The sequence below is a fragment of the Streptomyces laurentii genome (assembly GCF_040635425.1).
Taxonomy (GTDB): domain Bacteria; phylum Actinomycetota; class Actinomycetes; order Streptomycetales; family Streptomycetaceae; genus Streptomyces; species Streptomyces laurentii.
This window is the reverse complement of record NZ_JBEYHT010000036.1, coordinates 61,278-78,808: the sequence shown is the minus strand read 5'-3', so window position 1 is coordinate 78,808 and position 17,531 is coordinate 61,278. Positions and strand designations below refer to the sequence as shown.

The following is a 17,531-nucleotide window of genomic DNA, read 5'->3' as shown; positions in this document are numbered from 1 at the left end:
TTCAGCCACGTGATCATTCTGATCGCCCGGAGCTGCCAACCGCAGCGACCGGGCGACTCGTCACGAGAGGCGAAGGTTGCCTGATGCGGCACTAGTTTCGGCGGGGTCCGGTGCAGGGGACCGGCGGCACGACGGCGCCGCACGTCACGCGGGCGGCCGATGCGGGGTTGTGCCCGAGCGAGGGCCCTCACCGTGACATGTCGGTCGGCGGGGGAAACGGGAGGACGGCCGAGCCGCCGACAGAGCCGGAGGCCGCCGTTCTCCTCATCGTTCCCCATGGTGCTGCTGCTGTGATGTGGAAAGCCCCGAACCCGCCCTCGCCGCCCCGGATCTGCACGTGGTGATGTGCTGTGTGCTGTGCACGGTTACCTGTGCGCGGTGCTGAGCTGCACTGTTGAATGGGGAGTCGAACCCCGCGTTGCTCTTCACGCGCCAGCGTGGGCTGGAAAACCGCCAGCCCCCGGTATGTGCACGCCTCCGAAGCGGCTACCTGCTCCACATCGTTTCCGTCGGCCGGACTGCTCAGTCCAGCAGATCGACCTCCCAGTTCGTCCGCTGGATCCGCACGTCGATCTCCCGGATCTCCCGGGCGAGCACATCCGCCTGACCGCGCAGTTCCGCGACCGGAAGCGCGGACAGCATCACCAGCTCGGACCGGAGCTGCCGGCCGTATCCCCGCTCGCCCTTGCCGGCCGCCGCGTCCGCCGCCGCGGTGACCACGGAGTGACGCAGCCGCAGGACATCCCGGCGCGCGAGCGCGTCGGTCAGGGTGCCGTCCGGACCCGTTTCCACGGTGGCATTGGTCCGGTTGATCCGCCGGATCAGGCTCTCCAGAGAGTCCAGCGTCCCGGCGACCTCGGCCAACAGCTGGGCCGCGTCCTCGGCGGGCGTCTCGCCTTCCTGATACCGCGCACTGTCGACGACGCGTGCGCGCAACTGCTCTACACGGCGCGTCGCCTCCGCGCGTTCCGCCAGTGCCTCGGCAAGCTTCATGGCCGCCACCTCCCCCTCTATGAGCCGGCACGAGTATAGGAAGTGCGAACCGGCTCAGACGAAGGGGTTTCGGCGCAGCGCGAGGCCGTCCGCTTTGGTCGTGTGAGGTCGAAAAGGGTGAGAGGTCGGGATCGGTCCCGGGTTGCCCGTCGAGGGCTGGAGGTGATGTCGCGGGCACCGGTCGGGCGGGGAGCTCCGATCGCGAGGTTTCTCCTTACTGTGGGCAGAGAACGCGCCCCGGCGCGAAGGGGGCGCCTTATCTCGCCGCCATCGTCCCGAAGATGATATGGGGGATATCTTCCGTAAACTCCCCATTGGTTCCTCTGCGTTACCCAACGCACCGAAATGCAACCGCCAGTTGATCCCTCACGCCATGGCGAGAGACACTGCCGGGCGGATGCGCGTTCCTGGTCCGGTGGCGCTCGCTTCGGCGCCTTCCCGCGCAGCTCATCGGACGTCATTTACCCAGCGATTACTGGGCAGTTGACCTCGTGATTTCGTGATAGCGTCCTTGTTCTGAGGGACAGTGCAACCTGAAAGGGAAATCGTGAACACGGAGAAGATCGCCGCTCGCCGCATCTCGCTGGAAGAGGTGACGAATCTCGGCGTCAAGGACAGGGTCTTCATTTCCGCCGACACGGCAGAACTCAAGCTTCCCGGCTGCTATGTCCCCGCTTTTCTGACCGAGCCCGGTGAGGAATTCGAGGGCGGCTCGATCACGGCGCGAACCGTATTCCAGGAAGAGGTCACCTGCCTTCCCGACGACGAGAATGAAGCCGGGGTCTACGTCGCCGACGAGAACGGCTCGGCGACCATCGAGGTCCTCCAGTCCGCCGGTGTCGTGCTGGACCTGGCGCTCTTCGTCCCCGGTGGGGACAAGGGGGCCCTCACGGCCCTTTACGCCGCGGCCCGGCAGGCGTTCGGCGCCGACGTCGTGCAGATCTGGCGCCAGGGCCTCAAGGAGGTTCCCGACGTGAAGGTCGACATCTTCGAGGAGCAGGTTCCCCGGGGGCGCAAGGCGACCGAAACCCCCAAGCGTGACCGTCGCGCGGTCGACACCTACCCCACCCGTGCGGACTTCATCGAGTTCTCCTCGGGATGGAAGCCGGTCATCGAGGTCCACAAGCCGGTCGTCGACGACACCCCGACCATCTGAGACGGCGTCATCTCTCGGGCCCGGCCCGAGAGGACGTCGAGAACGCGTGGCCGGAATCGGTCGCGTGAATTCGTCGGTCCCCGCGTGCCCCGCCCCGCGCTCCTGGTGGCGACTGTCGTGCTCCGGCGCGGGGTGTCCGCCGCCGGCGGGCGCGGGTAGCGTCGGCTGAGTGGATCAACTGACCGACACCAGTACGCCCGTGACCGCCGCCACCGACCAGGCGTCCGCGCATCCGGCCGCCGCGGACGACATGCTCGCCACCCAGCCCGTCGGCTACTGGAGCGGCCTGGCGCACACGGCCGTCACCCGGCATCTGCGAGACGCGATGGCCAGGGTCGACGTGACGCAGCCGCAGTACTGGGTGCTCAACCATGTGACCTACCGGCCCGAGGCGCCGAGCCGCGAGGAGACGGTCGCCGAGCTGACCCCGCCGGCCGACGGGCCGCACGAGATCAGCCGCGTCGTCGACCAACTGGTCCACCGCGGCTGGCTGCGGTTCGACGACGAACGGCGTCTGCGCCTCACCGAGGCGGGGGAGGCGGCCAGGGTCCGGCTGCGCGAGCTGGCGACCGAGCTGCGCGCCGTGGTCCACGAGGGCGTCAGCGACGAGGAGTACGTGGCGGCGCTGAAGGTGCTGCGCCGGATGATCGCCAACGTCGAGGGGCACACGGCCTGAACGGCCCACGGGAACGGAACGCCCGGACGGCTCCCGTCAGTACGTGTCCACGCGCGCCGCGGGGAGCCCCTCCAGGATCGCGGTGACCGTCTGGTCCGGTCCCTGGCCGGAGGTGTCCAGCCAGAGCCCGACGCGCGGCGTCCGCTCGCGCAGGACGCGGTCGAGCGCCTCCACCGACCACTCCCCGTACCCGGTCTTGTCCCGCCCGGACTCCCTGCTCCGTACGGTCTCGGCGGAGGGCGCCAGCACGACCACGTACAGCGGACGGGTGCGGATCCGCGCGGCGTACGCGGGCAGGTCGTCCCCCAGGACGATGTCCTGGACGACCGCGGTCCAGCCGTCGCGCGCGTACTCGTCGGCGACCAGGGCGGACAGCCGGTGACGCAGCTCCATCTGCGCCCGGGCCTCAGGCGGCGCGTCGGGCAGCGGTTCCTCCCGGCCGGAGACCATCATCCGCCGGAACAGGTCGCCGCGGACGTGCGCGGCCCGGGGCAGGCGGCGGGCGAGGAGCTCGGCCACGGTGGACTTCCCGGCGGCCATGACGCCGGTGATCAGGACGACGGCGGGGCCCGGCTCGGTGTGCTCCACGGTTCTCTCCCTCATCGGTGGCGGTGGCGGTGGCGGTGGCGGCGGTGGCGGCGGTCTCGGCCTACTCGGGCGGAGCGTATCCGCGGGCGCGGACGAGGTCGTGGGTGAGCCGGGTGAAGGCGCGGGCCGCGGCACTGGCGTAGGCGCCCTCGCGGTGCAGGAGGGTGACGGTGCGGGTGGGGAGGGGCGGGTCGAGCGGGACGGGGGTGAGGTGGGGGTGGTCATGGGTGACGGCGTCGGGCAGGACGGTGGCGAGCGGGGTGCGCCGGACGATCTCGGTGAGGGCCTGGACGGAGTTGGCCTCGATCGTGGTCCGCGGGGCGGTCCGGTGCCGGGCCAGGTAGGCGTCGATGTGACCGCGGGTGGCGAAGTCGGCGCTGAGCAGGGCGAGTTGTTCGTCCTGGAGGGAGTGGACCGGTAGGGGGTCCGGCAGCTCCCGGGCGCGCGCGGTGCCGGTGACGAGGCTGAGGGTCTCGGTGAACAGCGCGGTGGCGGCGACGCCGGGCAGGTGGGGCCCGCCGAAGGCGATGCCGAGATCGAGGTCGCCGGCGAGCAGGGCGGCTTCGATGCGGTCCTGGCTGGTCTCCCGCACGGTCAGTGTGATGCCGGGGTGGCGGGTGTGCAGCTCGGCGGTGAGGGGGCCGAGCAGATACGCCGTGAAGGTGGGGGTGAGCCCCAGGCGCAGGTGGCCGCGGGAGAGGTCCTGGACGTCGTGGACGGCGCGCTCGGCGGCGGCCAGGTCGCGCAGCGCGCGCCGGGCGTGGTCGGCGTAGACGGCGCCCGCGTCGGTGAGGCGCACGGTGCGGCCGGTGCGGTCGAGCAGCTGCACGCCCAGGGTCCGCTCCAGCTGCTTGACCTGCTGGGAGAGCGTGGGCTGGGAGATGTGCAGCTCCTCGGCGGCGCGGGTGAACGTGCCGTGCTCGGCCACCGCGAGCAGATAGCGCAGGTGACGCAGTTCGAGAGTGGCCATGAGGTCGACTATAGATGCGGTCGATAGCTTTTATGCCCAACAACTCTTGGACTCTATAGGTACGGGTCATGCAGGGTGGATGTCACCAGCCCACCGGGGGCTGGGCGTCTTGAGAGGAGTGACCCGTGCCCGACCTCACCGAGGGCGTCGCCCGCTTCCAGAGGGATGTCTTTCCGGCCAAGGCGGAGCTCTTCGCGCATCTGGCCGCCCACCACACGCCGGAGACGCTGTTCATCAGCTGTTCCGATGCCCGCGTCGTCCCGGAACTGATCACCGGTACCGAGCCGGGTGACCTGTTCGTCATCCGTACCGCCGGCAATCTGGTGCCCGCCTACACGCCCGGCGCCGACGGTGTCGCGGCGAGCATCGAGTACGCGGTGGCCGCGCTCGGTGTGAAGGACATCGTCGTGTGTGGTCACTCCACCTGCGGGGCGATGACCGCCCTGGCCGAGGGCCACGACCTGTCCGGCGCTCCGGCGGTCGCCGACTGGCTGCGGCTCGCGGACGCCTCCGTGGCCCGTACCACCGTCGACGGCGACGTGGCCGCGCTGGTCCGGGAGAACGTGCTCGCCCAGCTGGCGAACCTGGCCACCCACCCCTCGGTCGCCAGGGCGCTGGCGGAGAAGACGGTCGCCCTGCACGGGTGGGTGTACGACATCCCCACCGGCGACGTCGACGACCTCACCGCCCCGGCCGGCGGCCCCGCCGCCGGCGCCCTCGCCGCCGCCTGATCCCCCCACCCCTCCCCTCACCCCTTCATCCCCCCACTCCGAAAGGACGTATCGATCATGCTGCAGTCCCAGTCCAACCAGACCGCTCGTGAGGCCCTCGCGGACAAGGCCGTCGACGCGAAGATGCGCAAGGACCTGTCCTGGAAGCAGATCGCCGAGGCGTCCGGCCTGTCGGTGGCCTTCACCACCGCCGCCGTTCTCGGCCAGCACCCGCTGCCGGAGGAGTCGGCCAAGGCCGTGGCCGAGCTGCTGGGCCTCGACGAGAGCGACGCGCTGCTGCTGCAGGCCATCCCGGTCCGCGGCTCGATGCCGAACCGGATTCCGACGGACCCGACGATGTACCGCTTCTACGAGATGCTCCAGGTCTACGGCACGACCCTCAAGGCCCTGGTGCACGAGGAGTTCGGCGACGGCATCATCTCCGCGATCAACTTCAGGCTCGACGTCAAGAAGGTCGAGGACCCCGAGGGCGGTCACCGCGCCGTCATCACCCTGGACGGCAAGTACCTCCCCACCAAGCCCTTCTGACCTGTACGGGTACAGGTAGGCGCACCGGTGCCCGTACGGGTACGCGCGCCAGGCGCCACCAGGGGCGGGCCGGACACCCCCTCCGCCCCGCCCCTCCCTCCTCCCCTCCGCCCCGCCCCGCCCCTCCGCCCCTCCCCTCCTCTTTCCCCCCACTTCGGAGGAACCTCATGGACTTCGTCCCGCGCACCATCGACCTCGCCCGTCGGAACGTCGCCGAGGGCGGCCGTCCGTTCGCGACCGTCATCGTCAAGGACGGCGAGATCCTCGCCGAGAGCCCCAACCTGGTCGCCCAGACCGGCGACCCCACCGCGCACGCGGAGATCCTCGCCATCCGCGACGCCTGCACCACGCTCGGCACCGAGCACCTCACCGGCACCACCATCTACGTGCTGGCCCACCCCTGCCCGATGTGTCTGGGCTCGCTGTACTACTGCTCGCCGGACGAGGTCGTCTTCCTCACCACCCGCGACGCCTACGAGCCCCACTACGTCGACGACCGCAAGTACTTCGAACTCGACACCTTCTACGACGAGTTCGCCAAGCCCTGGCAGGAGCGCCGGCTCCCGATGCGCTACGAGGAGCGCGCCGACGCCGTTGACGTATACCGCTTCTGGCAGGAGCGCAACGGCGGCGAGCGCCGCGTCGCCGGCGTCCCGACCGCAAGCTGAGCCTCAGGGTCGGGTCGTCGGTCCCCCTGCTACCCGACGAGGCGGCGGCGCCAGTCCAGGGGAGTAACCTCGATGGCCCGACTGGGGTCGTGGTTCCACGCGGTGCGCAGGCCGACCGCTTCGAGGGCGGCCACCACCTCGTGGCCGACGGCCGCGGTGGCCTCGGGGGAGTCGGCGAAGGCCCCGTAGAGAAGCGTCAGGCCGCGTCCGGTCGCGGCGGAGTCCGTGCACTGGGAGTGGAAGTAGACGAAGCCGCGGGCTTCGGGCCCGGCGTGAGCGCCGATCTCGGCATCGGCGCAGGTACGGCAGCAGGCGAAGTTCTCGCGGGCGGTGATGCCGGCCTCGCTCAGCGCGGCGAACGCGCGGGTGAGCCGTTCGGGGTCGGTCTCGCCCCGCCAGCCGGCCTGCTCCGCCACCCGCTCCAGCCACATGCGGTCGGCGAGCGCCGTCGCCTGCGCGCGCGAGACCGGCCGGTGCTCGTCGGTGACCAGGTACTCCTCGGCGAGTTCGGCCAGCTCGGCACGGGAGGCGTAACCGCCGACCAGTACCTCGCGGACGTGCTGCTCCAGCATCTCCCGGTCGTCGTCGCGGAGTTCGAGCGCCGGTACGTCGGGGACGGGACCCATGTCCAGCGGTGACCACGCCACACCGGCGTCCCAGCCGGCGTCCTGGCGGGCCCAGCCGGTCAGCGCCGCGATCACGGCCTCGGGTTCCCCGGCCCGCGCCTCGAAGTGCCGGTCGGCGGCCCCGTCGCGGTGCTCCACCGTGTAGTCGCCGCCGGTCTCGTGCCAGATCTGGGCGAAGACATCGGGCAGGTCGGGTATCCGCTGGAGCACCAGGAACCGGTCGCCGTCACCCCCGATGCGCCGGACCAGCCCGGCCAGCTCCTCGGCGGACACGCGGACGTGCCGTTCCCAGTTCTCCGTCTTCACCACGATCTCGAGCATGCGCAGACTCTGGCATGGCCCACTGACACACCCCCCTCGCGCCTGCCTCGGTGTTCTCCGTGCTTCGGCGTTCTACGGGGTGGGGCCGGCCAGCACGCGGGCGCGGCACCAGGACGGGGCGCCCCAGGCGTCACGGAGGGGGCGGGCCTTGCGGAGCCAGAGGGAGAGGTCGAGTTCGTCGGTGTAGCCGACGGCGCCGTGGATCTGGAGGGCGGTTCGGGCCGCCGCGTACGCGGCCTCGCCGGTCGCCACCTTGGCCGCCGCCAGATCACCGCTCTCGCACGTGAGCGCCGCTCCGAAGAGCAGCGGGCGGGCGAACTCCAGGCCCAGCAGCGTGTCCGCGAGCCGGTGTTTGACCGCCTGGAACGAGCCGATCGGGGCACCGAACTGGGTGCGCTGCCGCGCGTACGCCACCGTCCGGTCCAGCAGCGCGAGCCCCACACCCAGCGACTGCGCGGCCGTCGCGAGCAGTGCCCAGTCGCGCGCCCGCCGCGCCGCCGCCCGCACCGCCGGCCCGGCGGCGAGGAGTTCGCCCCCGGGCAGCGGCGGGGCCGGCCGCCGGGCCGGATCGGCCGACACCCGCACCTCCCCATGCCCCGGCGCCAGCCACACCTCGTCCCCGGTGACGGCCAGAACGACATCGGCGGCGTCGGCGTCCAGCGCGTACGGGGAGCACACGTCGAGCGCGAGCGTCGCGACCGTCTCGCCCGCGACCAGGCCCGGCAACCGCTTCGCCGGGTCGCCCAGTTCCGCGAGCAGCACCGTCGCCGCGACCGTCTCCACCAGCGGGCCGGGGACGGCGTGGCGCCCCGACTCCACGAAGGCGTGGGCGAGTTCGGCCGGCAGCGGCCCCACCCCCTCGTACGCCTCGGGCGCCGCGAGCGCGAACACCCCGGCCGCGCCGAGCCGCGCCCACAGCGCCCGCCCCGGCCCGGGGTCGCCCGCCGCCCACGCCCGTACGATCCCCGGCGTACCGGCGGCGGTCAGCATCGCGTCCAGGGAACGCGCGAAGGCACGCTGTTCGTCGGTCGGCAGGAAACGCATCAGCGGCGGCCCTTCGGCAGGCCGAGCAGGCGCTCGGCGATGATGTCGCGCTGGATCTCGTTCGTGCCCGCGTAGATCGGACCCGCGAGCGCGAACACGTACCCCTCGGCCCACGCCGAATCCGCCGACTCTCCTTCCGGGCCGAGCAGATCCAGCGCCGTCTCGTGCAGCGCGAGATCGAACGTGGACCAGAACACCTTGTTCAGGCTGGACTCCGCCCCGAGGTCCGCCCCCTCCGCGAGCCGTGCCGCACCCGCCGCCGTGAACAACCGGTACGCGCGCGCGCCGATCACCGCGTCCGCCACCCGGTCGCGCAGCGCCGAGTCCGCCGTCACCCCGGCCGACGCCTCGGACTGCTCCCGCCACAGCCGTACGAGCCGGTCGGCGGCGGCCAGGAAGCGGCCGGGGGAGCGCAGGGTGAGCCCGCGCTCGTTGCCGGTCGCGGACATCGCGATCCGCCAGCCCTGACCGGGCTCGCCCACGACGTCCTCGTCCGGCACGAACACGTCGTCCAGGAAGAGTTCGGCGAAGGCCGGCCGTCCGTCGAGCCGCCCGACGGGCCGCACGGTCACGCCCGGCGCCCGCAGGTCGAACATCAGATACGTCAGGCCTCGGTGCGGCCGGCCCTCCGCCGCCGGGCCGGGGTCGCTGCGGAAGATCCCGAAGGCCCGGTCGGCGAAGGCCGCCCGCGACGACCAGGTCTTCTGCCCGGACAGCAGCCAGCCGCCGTCCGTCCGCACCGCGCGTGAGGTGAGCGAGGCCAGGTCGGAACCCGCCTCCGGCTCGGACCACGCCTGCGCCCAGATCACCTCGCCGGTCGCCATGGGCGGCAGCACCCGGGCCCGCTGCTCCTCGGTGCCGTACGCGAAGAGGGTGGGGGCGAGCAGGCTGACCCCGTTCTGCGAGACCCGGCCGGGCGCCCCCGCCGCGTAGTACTCCTCCTCGAAGAGCAGCCAGCGCGTCAGGTCGGCGTCCCGGCCCCCGTACCGCTCGGGCCAGGACACCACCGACCAGCCCCCGGCGGCCAGTCGGCCCTCCCACACGCGGTGCGCGGCGAAGCCCTCCGCGGTCTCCAGCGACGGCAGCGGTTCGGGTGGTACGTGCGCCCGCAGCCAGGCGCGGGCCGCGGCGCGGAACTCTTCCTCCTCGGCGGTGTACGAGAGGTCCATCAGCGCACCAACACCCCTGAGGAGCGGGGGAGTCGGGAAGAGCCGGGAACGTCGGGCATGGCGGCTGCACATCCTTCCCTAACAAGTGTTTGGTAGGTTAACGTATGGCCATGAGCAGCGTCGAGGAGTTCCGCGCCGCGATACGCGACTGGCTGCAGACCCGGCTCAGCGGCGAGTTCGCCGCTCTGAAGGGACTCGGCGGCCCCGGCCGGGAACACGAGGCGTTCGCCGAACGCCTCGCCTGGGAACGGCACATGGCCGACCACGGCTGGACCTGCGTCGGCTGGCCCGAGGAGTACGGCGGACGCGGCGCGAGCCTCGCGCAGCAGCTCGCCTTCCACGAGGAGTACGCCCTCGCCGACGCCCCCGCCCGCGTCAACCACATCGGCGAGCAACTCCTCGGCCCCACCCTGATCGACCACGGCACCGAGGAACAGAAGGCCCGGTTCCTCCCACGGATCCGAGCAGTCGAAGAACTGTGGTGCCAGGGCTACAGCGAACCCGGCGCCGGCTCCGACCTCGCCGCCGTCCGCACCCGCGCCGTCCGCGACGGCGACCGCGGCGACTGGATCGTGGACGGCCAGAAGACCTGGACCTCGCTCGCCCACCACGCCCAGTGGTGCTTCGTCCTCGCCCGCACCACCCCCCGCGCCCCCGGCACCCGCCCGCACACCGGACTGTCCTACCTCCTCGTCCCGCTCGACCAGCCCGGCGTCACCATCCGGCCCATCACCCAGCTCACCGGCACCAGCGAGTTCAACGAGGTCTTCTTCGACGGCGCCCGCACCCCGGCCGGCCACGTCGTCGGCGCCCCCGGCGACGGCTGGCGCATCGCCCTGGCCACCCTCGGCTACGAACGCGGCGTCTCCACCCTCGGCCAGCAGGTCGGCTTCCGCCGCGAACTCGACGCCCTCACCGCCCTCGCCCGCGCCAACGGCGCCGCCGCCGACCCGCTCGTCCACGACCGGCTCGTCCGCGCCTGGGCCGGACTGCGCACCCTGCGCGCCCACGCCCTGTGCGGTGCCGACCCCTCCCTCACCAAGCTCGCCTGGTCCCACTGGCACCGCGACCTCGGCGAACTCGCCCTGCGCGTCCGCGGACCGGCCGCCACCCTGACCGCCACGCCGGGCTCCGGCACGCCAGGCTCCGGCGCGTACGCCGACCCCGGCTTGTACGGGAACCCCGGCGCGTACGAACTCGACGACTGGCAGCGGCTGTTCCTCTTCTCCCGCGCCGACACCATCTACGCCGGATCCAGCGAGATCCAGCGCACCCTCCTCGCCGAGCGGGTACTCGGCCTCCCGAAGGAGCCGCGCCCATGACCTCCCGTACGCCGCCCCCGCCCCGTACCCCCGTACCGCCCCCGCCGTACGTCCCCGGGCACGGGCTGCTCGCCGGCCGCACCGCCGTCGTCACCGCCGCCGCCGGCGCCGGGATCGGCGGCGCCACCGCCCGCCGCCTCCTGGAGGAAGGAGCCCGCGTCCTCGTCAGCGACGCCCACACCCGCCGCCTGAAGGAGACCGAGACCGCGCTGGCCACCGAGTTCGGCGCCGACCGGGTCGCCGCCCAGCCCTGCGACGTCACCGACGAGACCCAGGTCCAGGCTCTGTACGACACGGCCGTACGGCTCCACGGCCGCCTCGACGTCCTCGTCCACAACGCCGGCCTCGGCGGCACCGCCGACCTCGCCGACATGACCGACGACCAGTGGCACCGCGTCCTCGACGTCACCCTCACCGGCACCTTCCGCTGCACCCGCGCCGCCCTGCGCCACTTCCGCGACACCGACCACCCCGGCGTGATCGTCAACAACGCCTCCGTCGTCGGCTGGCGCGCCCAGGCCGGCCAGGCCCACTACGCCGCCGCCAAGGCCGGCGTGATGGCCCTGACCCGCTGCGCCGCCGTCGAGGCCGCCGCGTACGGCGTCCGCGTCAACGCCGTCGCCCCCTCCCTCGCCATGCACCCCCACCTGGTCAAGGTCACCTCCGCCGCGCTCCTGGAGGAACTGACCGCGCGCGAGGCGTTCGGCCGGTACGCCGAACCCTGGGAGGTCGCCAACGTCATCGTCCTGCTCGCCAGCGACTACACGTCGTACCTGACCGGCGAGACGGTCTCCGTCAGCAGTCAACGGGCTTAGGGCCTTTCCTTTGGATCTTGCTGGGCTCGCGTGCCCCGGCACGCGCTCCCCCGTAGCCCTCCGGGCACGGGAGGTGCCCCCACGCCGCGTTGTCGTCAGTCGCCAACTCCCCCGTAGCCCTTCGGGCACGGGAGGTACCCCCACCGCGTTGTCTCCCTCCTCCGCCTTGCGATCACACGCACCGGACCCCGCTCCCTGACCCAGCCTGACCCAAAAGAAAGGCCCTAGCGAGGCATGGCGCGAGAATGGACGTGTGCCATCCACGACCCCGGCCAAGACGCCGGCCACGAAGAAGAAGACGCAGGTGACGCCCACCCCGCCCGCGCGGCGCGGAGAACTCCTCGGCACCGCCGCCGACGTGTTCGCCGCCCAGGGGTACAACGCCACCACCGTCCGCCAGATCGCCGACGCGGCGGGCATGCTCGCCGGCAGCCTCTACTACCACTTCGATTCCAAGGAATCGATGCTCGACGAGATCCTCTCGACCTTCCTCACCGAGCTGTGGGACGGCTACGACGCCGTCCTCGCCGCCGGCCTCGGCCCGCGGGAGACCATCGAGGCCCTCGTCACCGAGTCCTTCCGCGAGATCGACCGGCACCGCGCCGCCGTCGCGATCTACCAGCGGGAGGCCCGCCACCTCACCGACCAGCCCCGCTTCCACTACCTCACCGAATCCCAGGTCAGATTCGAACAGGCCTGGCTCGGCACCCTGGAGCGCGGTGTCGCCGCCGGCGTCTTCCGCGCCGACCTCGACATCCGACTCACCTACCGCTTCGTCCGCGACACCGTGTGGGTCGCCGCGAGCTGGTACCGCCCGGGCGGACAGCACAGCCCGGAGGAGATCGCCCGCCAGTACCTGTCGATGGTGCTCGACGGGATCGCCGTACGCATCACCTAGCAGCCCCGACAGCCCTCACCCGCGCAGGAGCCAGGAGGAACAGTCATGGCCGAGGCCTACATCGTCGACGCGGTCCGCACCCCGGTGGGCCGCCGCAGGGGCGGCCTCGGCGCCGTCCACCCGGCCGACCTTGGCGCCCACGTCCTGACCGCCCTGGTCCGGCGCACCGGCATCGACCCGGCCGCCGTCGAGGACGTCGTCTTCGGCTGCCTCGACACCGTCGGCCCGCAGGCCGGCGACATCGCCCGCACCTGCTGGCTGGCCGCCGGGCTGCCCGAGGAAGTCCCCGGCGTCACGATCGACCGGCAGTGCGGCTCCTCCCAGCAGGCCGTGCACTTCGCCGCCCAGGGCGTGCTCTCCGGCACCCAGGACCTGGTGGTCGCGGGCGGCACCCAGAACATGACAATGATCCCGATCGCCTTCGCCTCCCGGCAGGCCGCCGAACCGCTGGGCCTCACCCAGGGCCCGTACGCCGGCTCCGAGGGCTGGCGCGCCCGGTACGGGGACGCGCCCGTCAACCAGTTCCACGGCGCCGAACTGATCGCCGCCCAGTGGGGTATCACCCGCCGCGACCAGGAGGAGTTCGCCCTGCGCTCGCACCAGCGAGCGATCCGCGCGATCGACGAGGGCCGGTTCGCGCGCGAGACCGAGCCGTACGGGGACGTCGCCGCGGACGAGGGGCCGCGCCGCGACACCAGCCTGGAGAAGATGGCCGGGCTGAAGCCGGTCGTCGAAGGCGGCACCATCACCGCCGCCTGCTCCTCCCAGGTGTCCGACGGCGCCGCCGCGATGCTCATCGCGAGCGAGCGGGCGGTCCGCGTCCACGGGCTGACCCCGCGGGCCCGGATCCACCACCTCTCCGTACGCGGCGAGGACCCGATCCGGATGCTGTCCGCGCCGATACCGGCGACCGCGCACGCCCTGAAGAAGACCGGGCTGACGATGGACGCCATCGACCTGGTCGAGATCAACGAGGCGTTCGCGCCGGTCGTCCTCGCCTGGCTCAAGGAGACCGGCACCGACCCGGAACGCGTCAACGTCAACGGCGGCGCCATCGCCCTCGGCCACCCGCTCGGCGCGACCGGCGTCCGGCTGATGACGACCCTGCTGAACGAACTCGAACGCACGGGCGGCCGCTACGGCCTCCAGACGATGTGCGAGGGCGGCGGCCAGGCGAACGTGACGATCATCGAGCGGCTGTGAGGCCGGGGCCCACCACCGCTGATCTTGCTTCCTCCTCACGCTCCTCCGGGTCCAGGTCGGTTCGCCTGGGACGGTGCCGGGCCGGCCGGGCCGGGGATACCGGGTTCGTCAGCCTCACCCGGCTCGGGAACGCCCCCGGACTCGATCATGTCCACGGCCTGGTACACCACCTGGGCCGATTGCCGCATGGCGGTGCCCACGCTGTCGATGGCCGTGATCAGTGCCGCGCCGGTGGGGACGGCCGGCAAGGCGGCACTCACCTCTCCGGCCACGCGGCCTATCTCGACGAACAGGTCCTCCAACGCGTTCAGCGCGTCGGTGACAGGCGCTCCGAGGGCGGTGTCGTCGAACGCGTGGACCGCGTTCGCGGCCGCGGTCTCCGTGTCTCTCGCATGCTGGAGTATCTCGGTGGCCCCGCCGGCGAGAATGTCTCCGCTCGCCGTGAGCGCGCCTTGCAGATCCTGGACGCTCCCTTCCACGTCCTGCATCGAATGGTCTTGGGCAATGGAACTCAATACGTTCGAAAAAGCCTTCCCGATGGCGGAACTTGGTGGATCGGTGACGCCTTGGGCGGCCGATCCGATCTGCTCGGAGAGCTGGCCGGCCTGCTTCAGGCGCTCCTGGATGGGCTGTCCCTGGAGCCCGGGTACGGGCATCCGGAACAGCGTCACGCTGCCATTTCCGTTCGACATGTCGCGGAGCCGCCCTTCTCTCTCGTCTCTTCCCGCTGTCTCTTCCCGCTGAATGTCCGGCCGGGTTCGGGGCATACCTGAACGCGCCCCTCCGCGAGTCGAGCGCGAGGCCTGATGACCGACGAGGGCCACCGCCGATGGGTGGCAGCCCTCGTCCGTCGGTCGTCACGCGACCTCCTCCTGGAACTTGGATGGCACCTCGACTCCGGCGTCATTGGCCGCCGCGACGACATCGCCGACCACGGCCTGGCTGGTGTCCGCCTGCGCCAGCAGATCCCAGACGGTGCTTCCGGTCGCTCCGATCACACACCCGGCCACCGCGCCGGCGTAGGCGGCTGCCGTGACGGCCGCCGCGTCCGCGGCGAGGGTGCCGAGCCCCGCGAACCCCGCCGCTTCCAGCGCGCCGAGCGTGACCTCGGTCCCTCCGGCGAGCTCGGCGGCGTTGTGGAGTTCATCGAGGAAGTGGAAGACCTCGCCGGCAGAGGTCACCGCTTCGGCGGGAGTCGGCAAGCCGGAGCCGTGCATGCAGGACGTGAACTCACTCTCGAAACTCATGGCTTCCCCTTTCTTCGCCCCATCGGATTCGATCTCCGTTTCCAGAGGGGCGACTTACTCTTCCCGCGCCTTGATCTCGAAGCCCGGCTCGCCGGGGCCGGGATCGCCTGGACCGGGTTCGCCAGGTTCGCCAGGTTCGCCAGGTTCGCCGGGCTCGCCGGGTTCACCGGGTTCACCGGGTTCACCGGGTTCACCGGGTTCACCGGGTTCACCGGGTTCACCGGGTTCACCGGGTTCACCGGGTTCGAGTCCGGGTTCGGGTCCCGGGTCTGGGCCGGGGTCAGGTCCGGGGTCGGGCCCTGGGTCGGGTCCTGGGTCAGGTCCGGGTTCGGGTCCGTCTGGACCGTCCGGTCCATCTGGTCCGTCTGGTCCGTCCGGTCCGTCCGGTCCGTCTGGTCCGTCCGGTCCGTCCGGACCAGGCCCAGGTTCATCCTGATTCTGAGCCTCGATGGTGTTCGCGACAGTGGTCACCGTCTGGGCCGACTGCTGCATGGTGGATTCCACGCTGTTGATGGCTGTTACCACCGCCACTCCGGCAGGCCCGCCCAGCAGGGCGGCGCCCACGTCGGCGGCCACGCGGGCAATCGCGACGAACAGGTTCACCAAGGCGTTCAGCGCGTCGGTGATGGTCGACGTGCTGCCGATGTCGATCTTGCCAAAGGCGTCGGCTGCCTGCTCGGCCGCGGTTTCCGCGTTGATCGCGTGCTGAAGTACCCCGGATGCCGCGACGGCGAGGACATTCCCGCTCTTCGCGAGTGAACTCTGCAGATCCTGGACGTGACCCTTCACATCCTGGATCGAGTTCCCTTGGGAAATCGAACTCAGTACGTTCGAGAAAGCCGTCCCGATGTCCAGGACCTGTGGATTGGTGGCTCCTTGCACAGCTGTCTTGATCTGATTGGAGAGCTGACCGGCCTGACTCAGTTGATTCTGTATCGCTTGCGCCTGGCCTTCCGGAATGGGAGCTTGGAACAGTGTTACGGTCCCGTTCGACATGGCGCGGAGTCTCCCTTCTTTTTCGTCTCTTCTCTTCGGATGCTGTCGGTCGGATCGCGATCGACCACGCGGACCTCGCCGGTGGTGGATCCGGAGTCCAGATCGCACAGTGCGGCAAGTACCTGTTGGACACTGACGATTCCAGGGAAAGTATTGGGGGCGAGGGCGTTGACCCGGATTCCCGCCGGTTCGAGTTCCGACGCCAGATGGCGGCTTGCCATCGTGAGGGCGGCCTTGCATGCGCTGTAGCCGAGCCGGCCGGAATCGGGGTACAGGTTGAACGCGGCGACCGAGGAAAGATTGATGACATTCCGTCGGTTGCGTCGATTCTCCTCCGGAGTCGCCTGCCAGGACTGCCGGTAGACTTCCACGGCCACCTGGAGCGGCCGTACGACATTGATGACCAGCTGATAGGGGAGGCGTTCGAGGAACTCGGTCGAGGTGCCGGGGCCCAAGTCGTAGTGCACGGCGGCGTTGACGACGAGATCGATGTGACCGAAGGCCGCGAGGGCGAGTTCGGCGACGCGCTTGGCGCTGTACGGATCGGCCAGGTCGGCCACGATCGGATAGAAGTACGTACGCGGCTCCGGGGGCGGGCGGTCCGGGACCAGCGGATCGATCACTCGCTCCTGGCGTCGTACGGCATCGGCGTCGCCGGCGGTGCGGTACACGGCGGCGATGCGATAGCGCGTACCGAGGTAGCGGCAGAAGTTCCGCCCGAGCCGCCCTCCGGCGCCCAGTAACAGGCACACCCTCGCGTCATCCGTGGCCGCGGATTTCCGGTCGGTCATGTCCGCTGCCCTCCCTGCCAGGCCACGATCGCCTTCTCGCCCCACCGGGCGACCGCGTCCTCCTTGGGGCGGTGCCACCACATGATCAGGGAGTTGCGCGGTACGCGACTTTCCAGATAGGTGTGGAAGGAGCGAGGCGTGCACTCGAAGGCGAAGAGCGAGTTCTCCTTCGGGGGAACCAGTAGCGTAGGTTCAAGGACGGGTAATGTCCTGTCGAGATAAAGCCCGGTCTCGCCCCCGTTGCCAGGAATCCATGGCCCGTTGTTGAGGTAATAGAGGAGCGCCACGGCGCGTACCCGCTCCACTCCCTCCACGCCGGATTTCCTGATCTTTCCGTTCCGGTAGTCGCAGCGCGACGGATCCGAGAGATTCATCGCCTCCTCGGGCGAAGCGTCGGCCGCCCGAGCCGGGAACCAGCCCGGATTGAGGTCGTTGTGGATATGCCCACTTCGGGCATCCGGTTCGTGATGATGCAGCCCGGCGTCCACGTCGAAGGTGAGGGATGTGTCGAAGACAGTCGAGATCAACTGCCGGAATTCATTGGAGAAGAAGACGTCGAAGGCCCCGCGATACCCTGGTCGGAACCCATGCCCCGTCGCCTCGAAGCCGCGCATCTTCCGCTCGAACTCATGCCCGCCGGAAGCGCGGAGGAGGTCACGGAACTCGTCCGCTAATTGTCTGTGCAGTGCAGGAGTGAAAACATCATCCGCAAGAACGTGAGGAAACGGGAACGTGCGTAACAGCCAACGTCGCCCGCAGAGAAAATGATTCAAGTCGATATACATCGTC

The 17,531-nt window shown here is 70.8% G+C and carries 20 protein-coding genes; 9 read left to right on the top strand and 11 right to left on the bottom strand.

The features are described 5' to 3' along the window. Positions 1 to 522: 522 nt before the first annotated feature. Complete coding sequence (locus tag ABZ693_RS22180; protein ID WP_359879875.1) at positions 523 to 993, bottom strand: DIP1984 family protein; 471 nt, start codon at positions 991 to 993, stop codon at positions 523 to 525. 547 nt (positions 994 to 1,540) lie between these two features. On the opposite strand from ABZ693_RS22180, the gene ABZ693_RS22175 reads away from it, so the two are divergent. After that, complete coding sequence (locus ABZ693_RS22175) at positions 1,541 to 2,149, top strand: hypothetical protein (protein WP_359879872.1); 609 nt, start codon at positions 1,541 to 1,543, stop codon at positions 2,147 to 2,149. Positions 2,150 to 2,318: 169 nt separating this feature from the next. Further along, positions 2,319 to 2,825, top strand: coding sequence for a MarR family winged helix-turn-helix transcriptional regulator (locus tag ABZ693_RS22170; RefSeq protein ID WP_435842502.1), 507 nt, complete (start codon positions 2,319 to 2,321; stop codon positions 2,823 to 2,825). Between the two features lie 36 nt (positions 2,826 to 2,861). Here ABZ693_RS22170 and ABZ693_RS22165 read toward each other — a convergent pair whose 3' ends face one another. Together ABZ693_RS22165 and cynR are read right to left on the bottom strand one after the other, a co-directional pair. Beyond that, on the bottom strand, positions 2,862 to 3,413 hold the full coding sequence (locus ABZ693_RS22165; RefSeq protein WP_359879870.1) for an AAA family ATPase: 552 nt from the start codon (positions 3,411 to 3,413) through the stop codon (positions 2,862 to 2,864). A 61-nt stretch (positions 3,414 to 3,474) separates the two neighbouring features. Then, positions 3,475 to 4,383, bottom strand: a complete 909-nt coding sequence (gene cynR / locus ABZ693_RS22160; protein WP_359879867.1) for a transcriptional regulator CynR — start codon at positions 4,381 to 4,383, stop codon at positions 3,475 to 3,477. Positions 4,384 to 4,508: 125 nt separating this feature from the next. Here cynR and ABZ693_RS22155 point away from each other — a divergent pair, with 125 nt between their 5' ends. From ABZ693_RS22155 to ABZ693_RS22145, 3 genes are all read left to right on the top strand, one after another. Then, positions 4,509 to 5,114, top strand: a complete 606-nt coding sequence (locus ABZ693_RS22155; RefSeq protein ID WP_359879864.1) for a carbonic anhydrase — start codon at positions 4,509 to 4,511, stop codon at positions 5,112 to 5,114. 57 nt (positions 5,115 to 5,171) lie between these two features. Then, positions 5,172 to 5,642 carry a cyanase gene (gene cynS / locus ABZ693_RS22150; RefSeq protein ID WP_359879861.1) on the top strand — a complete coding sequence of 157 codons (471 nt, stop codon included), beginning with the start codon at positions 5,172 to 5,174 and terminating at the stop codon, positions 5,640 to 5,642. A 167-nt stretch (positions 5,643 to 5,809) separates the two neighbouring features. Then, positions 5,810 to 6,310 (top strand): nucleoside deaminase, encoded by a 501-nt coding sequence (locus ABZ693_RS22145; protein WP_359879859.1) that lies wholly within the window; start codon positions 5,810 to 5,812, stop codon positions 6,308 to 6,310. A 29-nt stretch (positions 6,311 to 6,339) separates the two neighbouring features. Here ABZ693_RS22145 and ABZ693_RS22140 read toward each other — a convergent pair whose 3' ends face one another. The 3 genes from ABZ693_RS22140 to ABZ693_RS22130 form a co-directional block, all read right to left on the bottom strand. After that, positions 6,340 to 7,257 carry a DUF6891 domain-containing protein gene (locus ABZ693_RS22140; RefSeq protein ID WP_359879856.1) on the bottom strand — a complete coding sequence of 306 codons (918 nt, stop codon included), beginning with the start codon at positions 7,255 to 7,257 and terminating at the stop codon, positions 6,340 to 6,342. 72 nt (positions 7,258 to 7,329) lie between these two features. Further along, on the bottom strand, positions 7,330 to 8,301 hold the full coding sequence (locus ABZ693_RS22135; RefSeq protein ID WP_359879854.1) for an acyl-CoA dehydrogenase family protein: 972 nt from the start codon (positions 8,299 to 8,301) through the stop codon (positions 7,330 to 7,332). Then, entirely contained in the window at positions 8,301 to 9,470 is a 1,170-nt protein-coding gene (locus ABZ693_RS22130) for an acyl-CoA dehydrogenase family protein (protein ID WP_359879853.1), read from the bottom strand. The genes ABZ693_RS22135 and ABZ693_RS22130 overlap by 1 nt, the downstream gene beginning before the upstream one ends. A gap of 110 nt (positions 9,471 to 9,580) precedes the next feature. Between ABZ693_RS22130 and ABZ693_RS22125 the strand changes: the two genes are divergently transcribed. The 4 genes from ABZ693_RS22125 (at position 9,581) to ABZ693_RS22110 (ending at position 13,708) form a co-directional block, all read left to right on the top strand. Beyond that, positions 9,581 to 10,792 (top strand): acyl-CoA dehydrogenase family protein, encoded by a 1,212-nt coding sequence (locus ABZ693_RS22125; protein WP_359879851.1) that lies wholly within the window; start codon positions 9,581 to 9,583, stop codon positions 10,790 to 10,792. Then, positions 10,789 to 11,607 (top strand): SDR family oxidoreductase, encoded by an 819-nt coding sequence (locus ABZ693_RS22120; RefSeq protein WP_359879849.1) that lies wholly within the window; start codon positions 10,789 to 10,791, stop codon positions 11,605 to 11,607. The genes ABZ693_RS22125 and ABZ693_RS22120 overlap by 4 nt, the downstream gene beginning before the upstream one ends. Positions 11,608 to 11,860: 253 nt before the next feature. Next, positions 11,861 to 12,505 (top strand): TetR/AcrR family transcriptional regulator, encoded by a 645-nt coding sequence (locus ABZ693_RS22115; protein WP_435842501.1) that lies wholly within the window; start codon positions 11,861 to 11,863, stop codon positions 12,503 to 12,505. 45 nt (positions 12,506 to 12,550) lie between these two features. After that, positions 12,551 to 13,708 (top strand): acetyl-CoA C-acetyltransferase, encoded by a 1,158-nt coding sequence (locus ABZ693_RS22110; RefSeq protein ID WP_359879846.1) that lies wholly within the window; start codon positions 12,551 to 12,553, stop codon positions 13,706 to 13,708. A 35-nt stretch (positions 13,709 to 13,743) separates the two neighbouring features. On the opposite strand, the gene ABZ693_RS22105 is transcribed toward ABZ693_RS22110, so the two are convergent. The 5 genes from ABZ693_RS22105 to ABZ693_RS22085 all read right to left on the bottom strand — a co-directional run bounded on the left by ABZ693_RS22105 (position 13,744) and on the right by ABZ693_RS22085 (position 17,527). Further along, the gene (locus tag ABZ693_RS22105) at positions 13,744 to 14,400 is read right to left on the bottom strand and encodes a hypothetical protein (protein WP_359879843.1); all 657 of its coding nucleotides are present in this window, start codon (positions 14,398 to 14,400) and stop codon (positions 13,744 to 13,746) included. 165 nt (positions 14,401 to 14,565) lie between these two features. Further along, entirely contained in the window at positions 14,566 to 14,955 is a 390-nt protein-coding gene (locus ABZ693_RS22100) for a hypothetical protein (RefSeq protein ID WP_359879840.1), read from the bottom strand. A 54-nt stretch (positions 14,956 to 15,009) separates the two neighbouring features. Continuing rightward, positions 15,010 to 15,951, bottom strand: coding sequence for a hypothetical protein (locus tag ABZ693_RS22095; RefSeq protein ID WP_359879838.1), 942 nt, complete (start codon positions 15,949 to 15,951; stop codon positions 15,010 to 15,012). Further along, positions 15,933 to 16,742 (bottom strand): SDR family oxidoreductase, encoded by an 810-nt coding sequence (locus tag ABZ693_RS22090; protein ID WP_359879836.1) that lies wholly within the window; start codon positions 16,740 to 16,742, stop codon positions 15,933 to 15,935. The genes ABZ693_RS22095 and ABZ693_RS22090 overlap by 19 nt, the downstream gene beginning before the upstream one ends. Continuing rightward, entirely contained in the window at positions 16,739 to 17,527 is a 789-nt protein-coding gene (locus tag ABZ693_RS22085; RefSeq protein WP_359879833.1) for a 2OG-Fe(II) oxygenase, read from the bottom strand. The genes ABZ693_RS22090 and ABZ693_RS22085 overlap by 4 nt, the downstream gene beginning before the upstream one ends. Between the last annotated feature and the right edge of the window lie 4 nt (positions 17,528 to 17,531).

What these genes read in the sequence shown, in the direction of transcription:
- ABZ693_RS22180 (WP_359879875.1), bottom strand. Translation starts at nt 993, where the DNA reads ATGAAGCTTGCCGAGGCACTGGCGGAACGCGCGGAGGCGACGCGCCGT.
- cynR (WP_359879867.1), bottom strand. Translation starts at nt 4,383, where the DNA reads ATGGCCACTCTCGAACTGCGTCACCTGCGCTATCTGCTCGCGGTGGCC.
- cynS (WP_359879861.1), top strand. Translation starts at nt 5,172, where the DNA reads ATGCTGCAGTCCCAGTCCAACCAGACCGCTCGTGAGGCCCTCGCGGAC.
- ABZ693_RS22145 (WP_359879859.1), top strand. Translation starts at nt 5,810, where the DNA reads ATGGACTTCGTCCCGCGCACCATCGACCTCGCCCGTCGGAACGTCGCC.
- ABZ693_RS22140 (WP_359879856.1), bottom strand. Translation starts at nt 7,257, where the DNA reads ATGCTCGAGATCGTGGTGAAGACGGAGAACTGGGAACGGCACGTCCGC.
- ABZ693_RS22135 (WP_359879854.1), bottom strand. Translation starts at nt 8,301, where the DNA reads ATGCGTTTCCTGCCGACCGACGAACAGCGTGCCTTCGCGCGTTCCCTG.
- ABZ693_RS22130 (WP_359879853.1), bottom strand. Translation starts at nt 9,470, where the DNA reads ATGGACCTCTCGTACACCGCCGAGGAGGAAGAGTTCCGCGCCGCGGCC.
- ABZ693_RS22125 (WP_359879851.1), top strand. Translation starts at nt 9,581, where the DNA reads ATGAGCAGCGTCGAGGAGTTCCGCGCCGCGATACGCGACTGGCTGCAG.
- ABZ693_RS22120 (WP_359879849.1), top strand. Translation starts at nt 10,789, where the DNA reads ATGACCTCCCGTACGCCGCCCCCGCCCCGTACCCCCGTACCGCCCCCG.
- ABZ693_RS22110 (WP_359879846.1), top strand. Translation starts at nt 12,551, where the DNA reads ATGGCCGAGGCCTACATCGTCGACGCGGTCCGCACCCCGGTGGGCCGC.
- ABZ693_RS22105 (WP_359879843.1), bottom strand. Translation starts at nt 14,400, where the DNA reads ATGTCGAACGGAAATGGCAGCGTGACGCTGTTCCGGATGCCCGTACCC.
- ABZ693_RS22100 (WP_359879840.1), bottom strand. Translation starts at nt 14,955, where the DNA reads ATGAGTTTCGAGAGTGAGTTCACGTCCTGCATGCACGGCTCCGGCTTG.
- ABZ693_RS22095 (WP_359879838.1), bottom strand. Translation starts at nt 15,951, where the DNA reads ATGTCGAACGGGACCGTAACACTGTTCCAAGCTCCCATTCCGGAAGGC.
- ABZ693_RS22090 (WP_359879836.1), bottom strand. Translation starts at nt 16,742, where the DNA reads ATGACCGACCGGAAATCCGCGGCCACGGATGACGCGAGGGTGTGCCTG.
- ABZ693_RS22085 (WP_359879833.1), bottom strand. Translation starts at nt 17,527, where the DNA reads ATGTATATCGACTTGAATCATTTTCTCTGCGGGCGACGTTGGCTGTTA.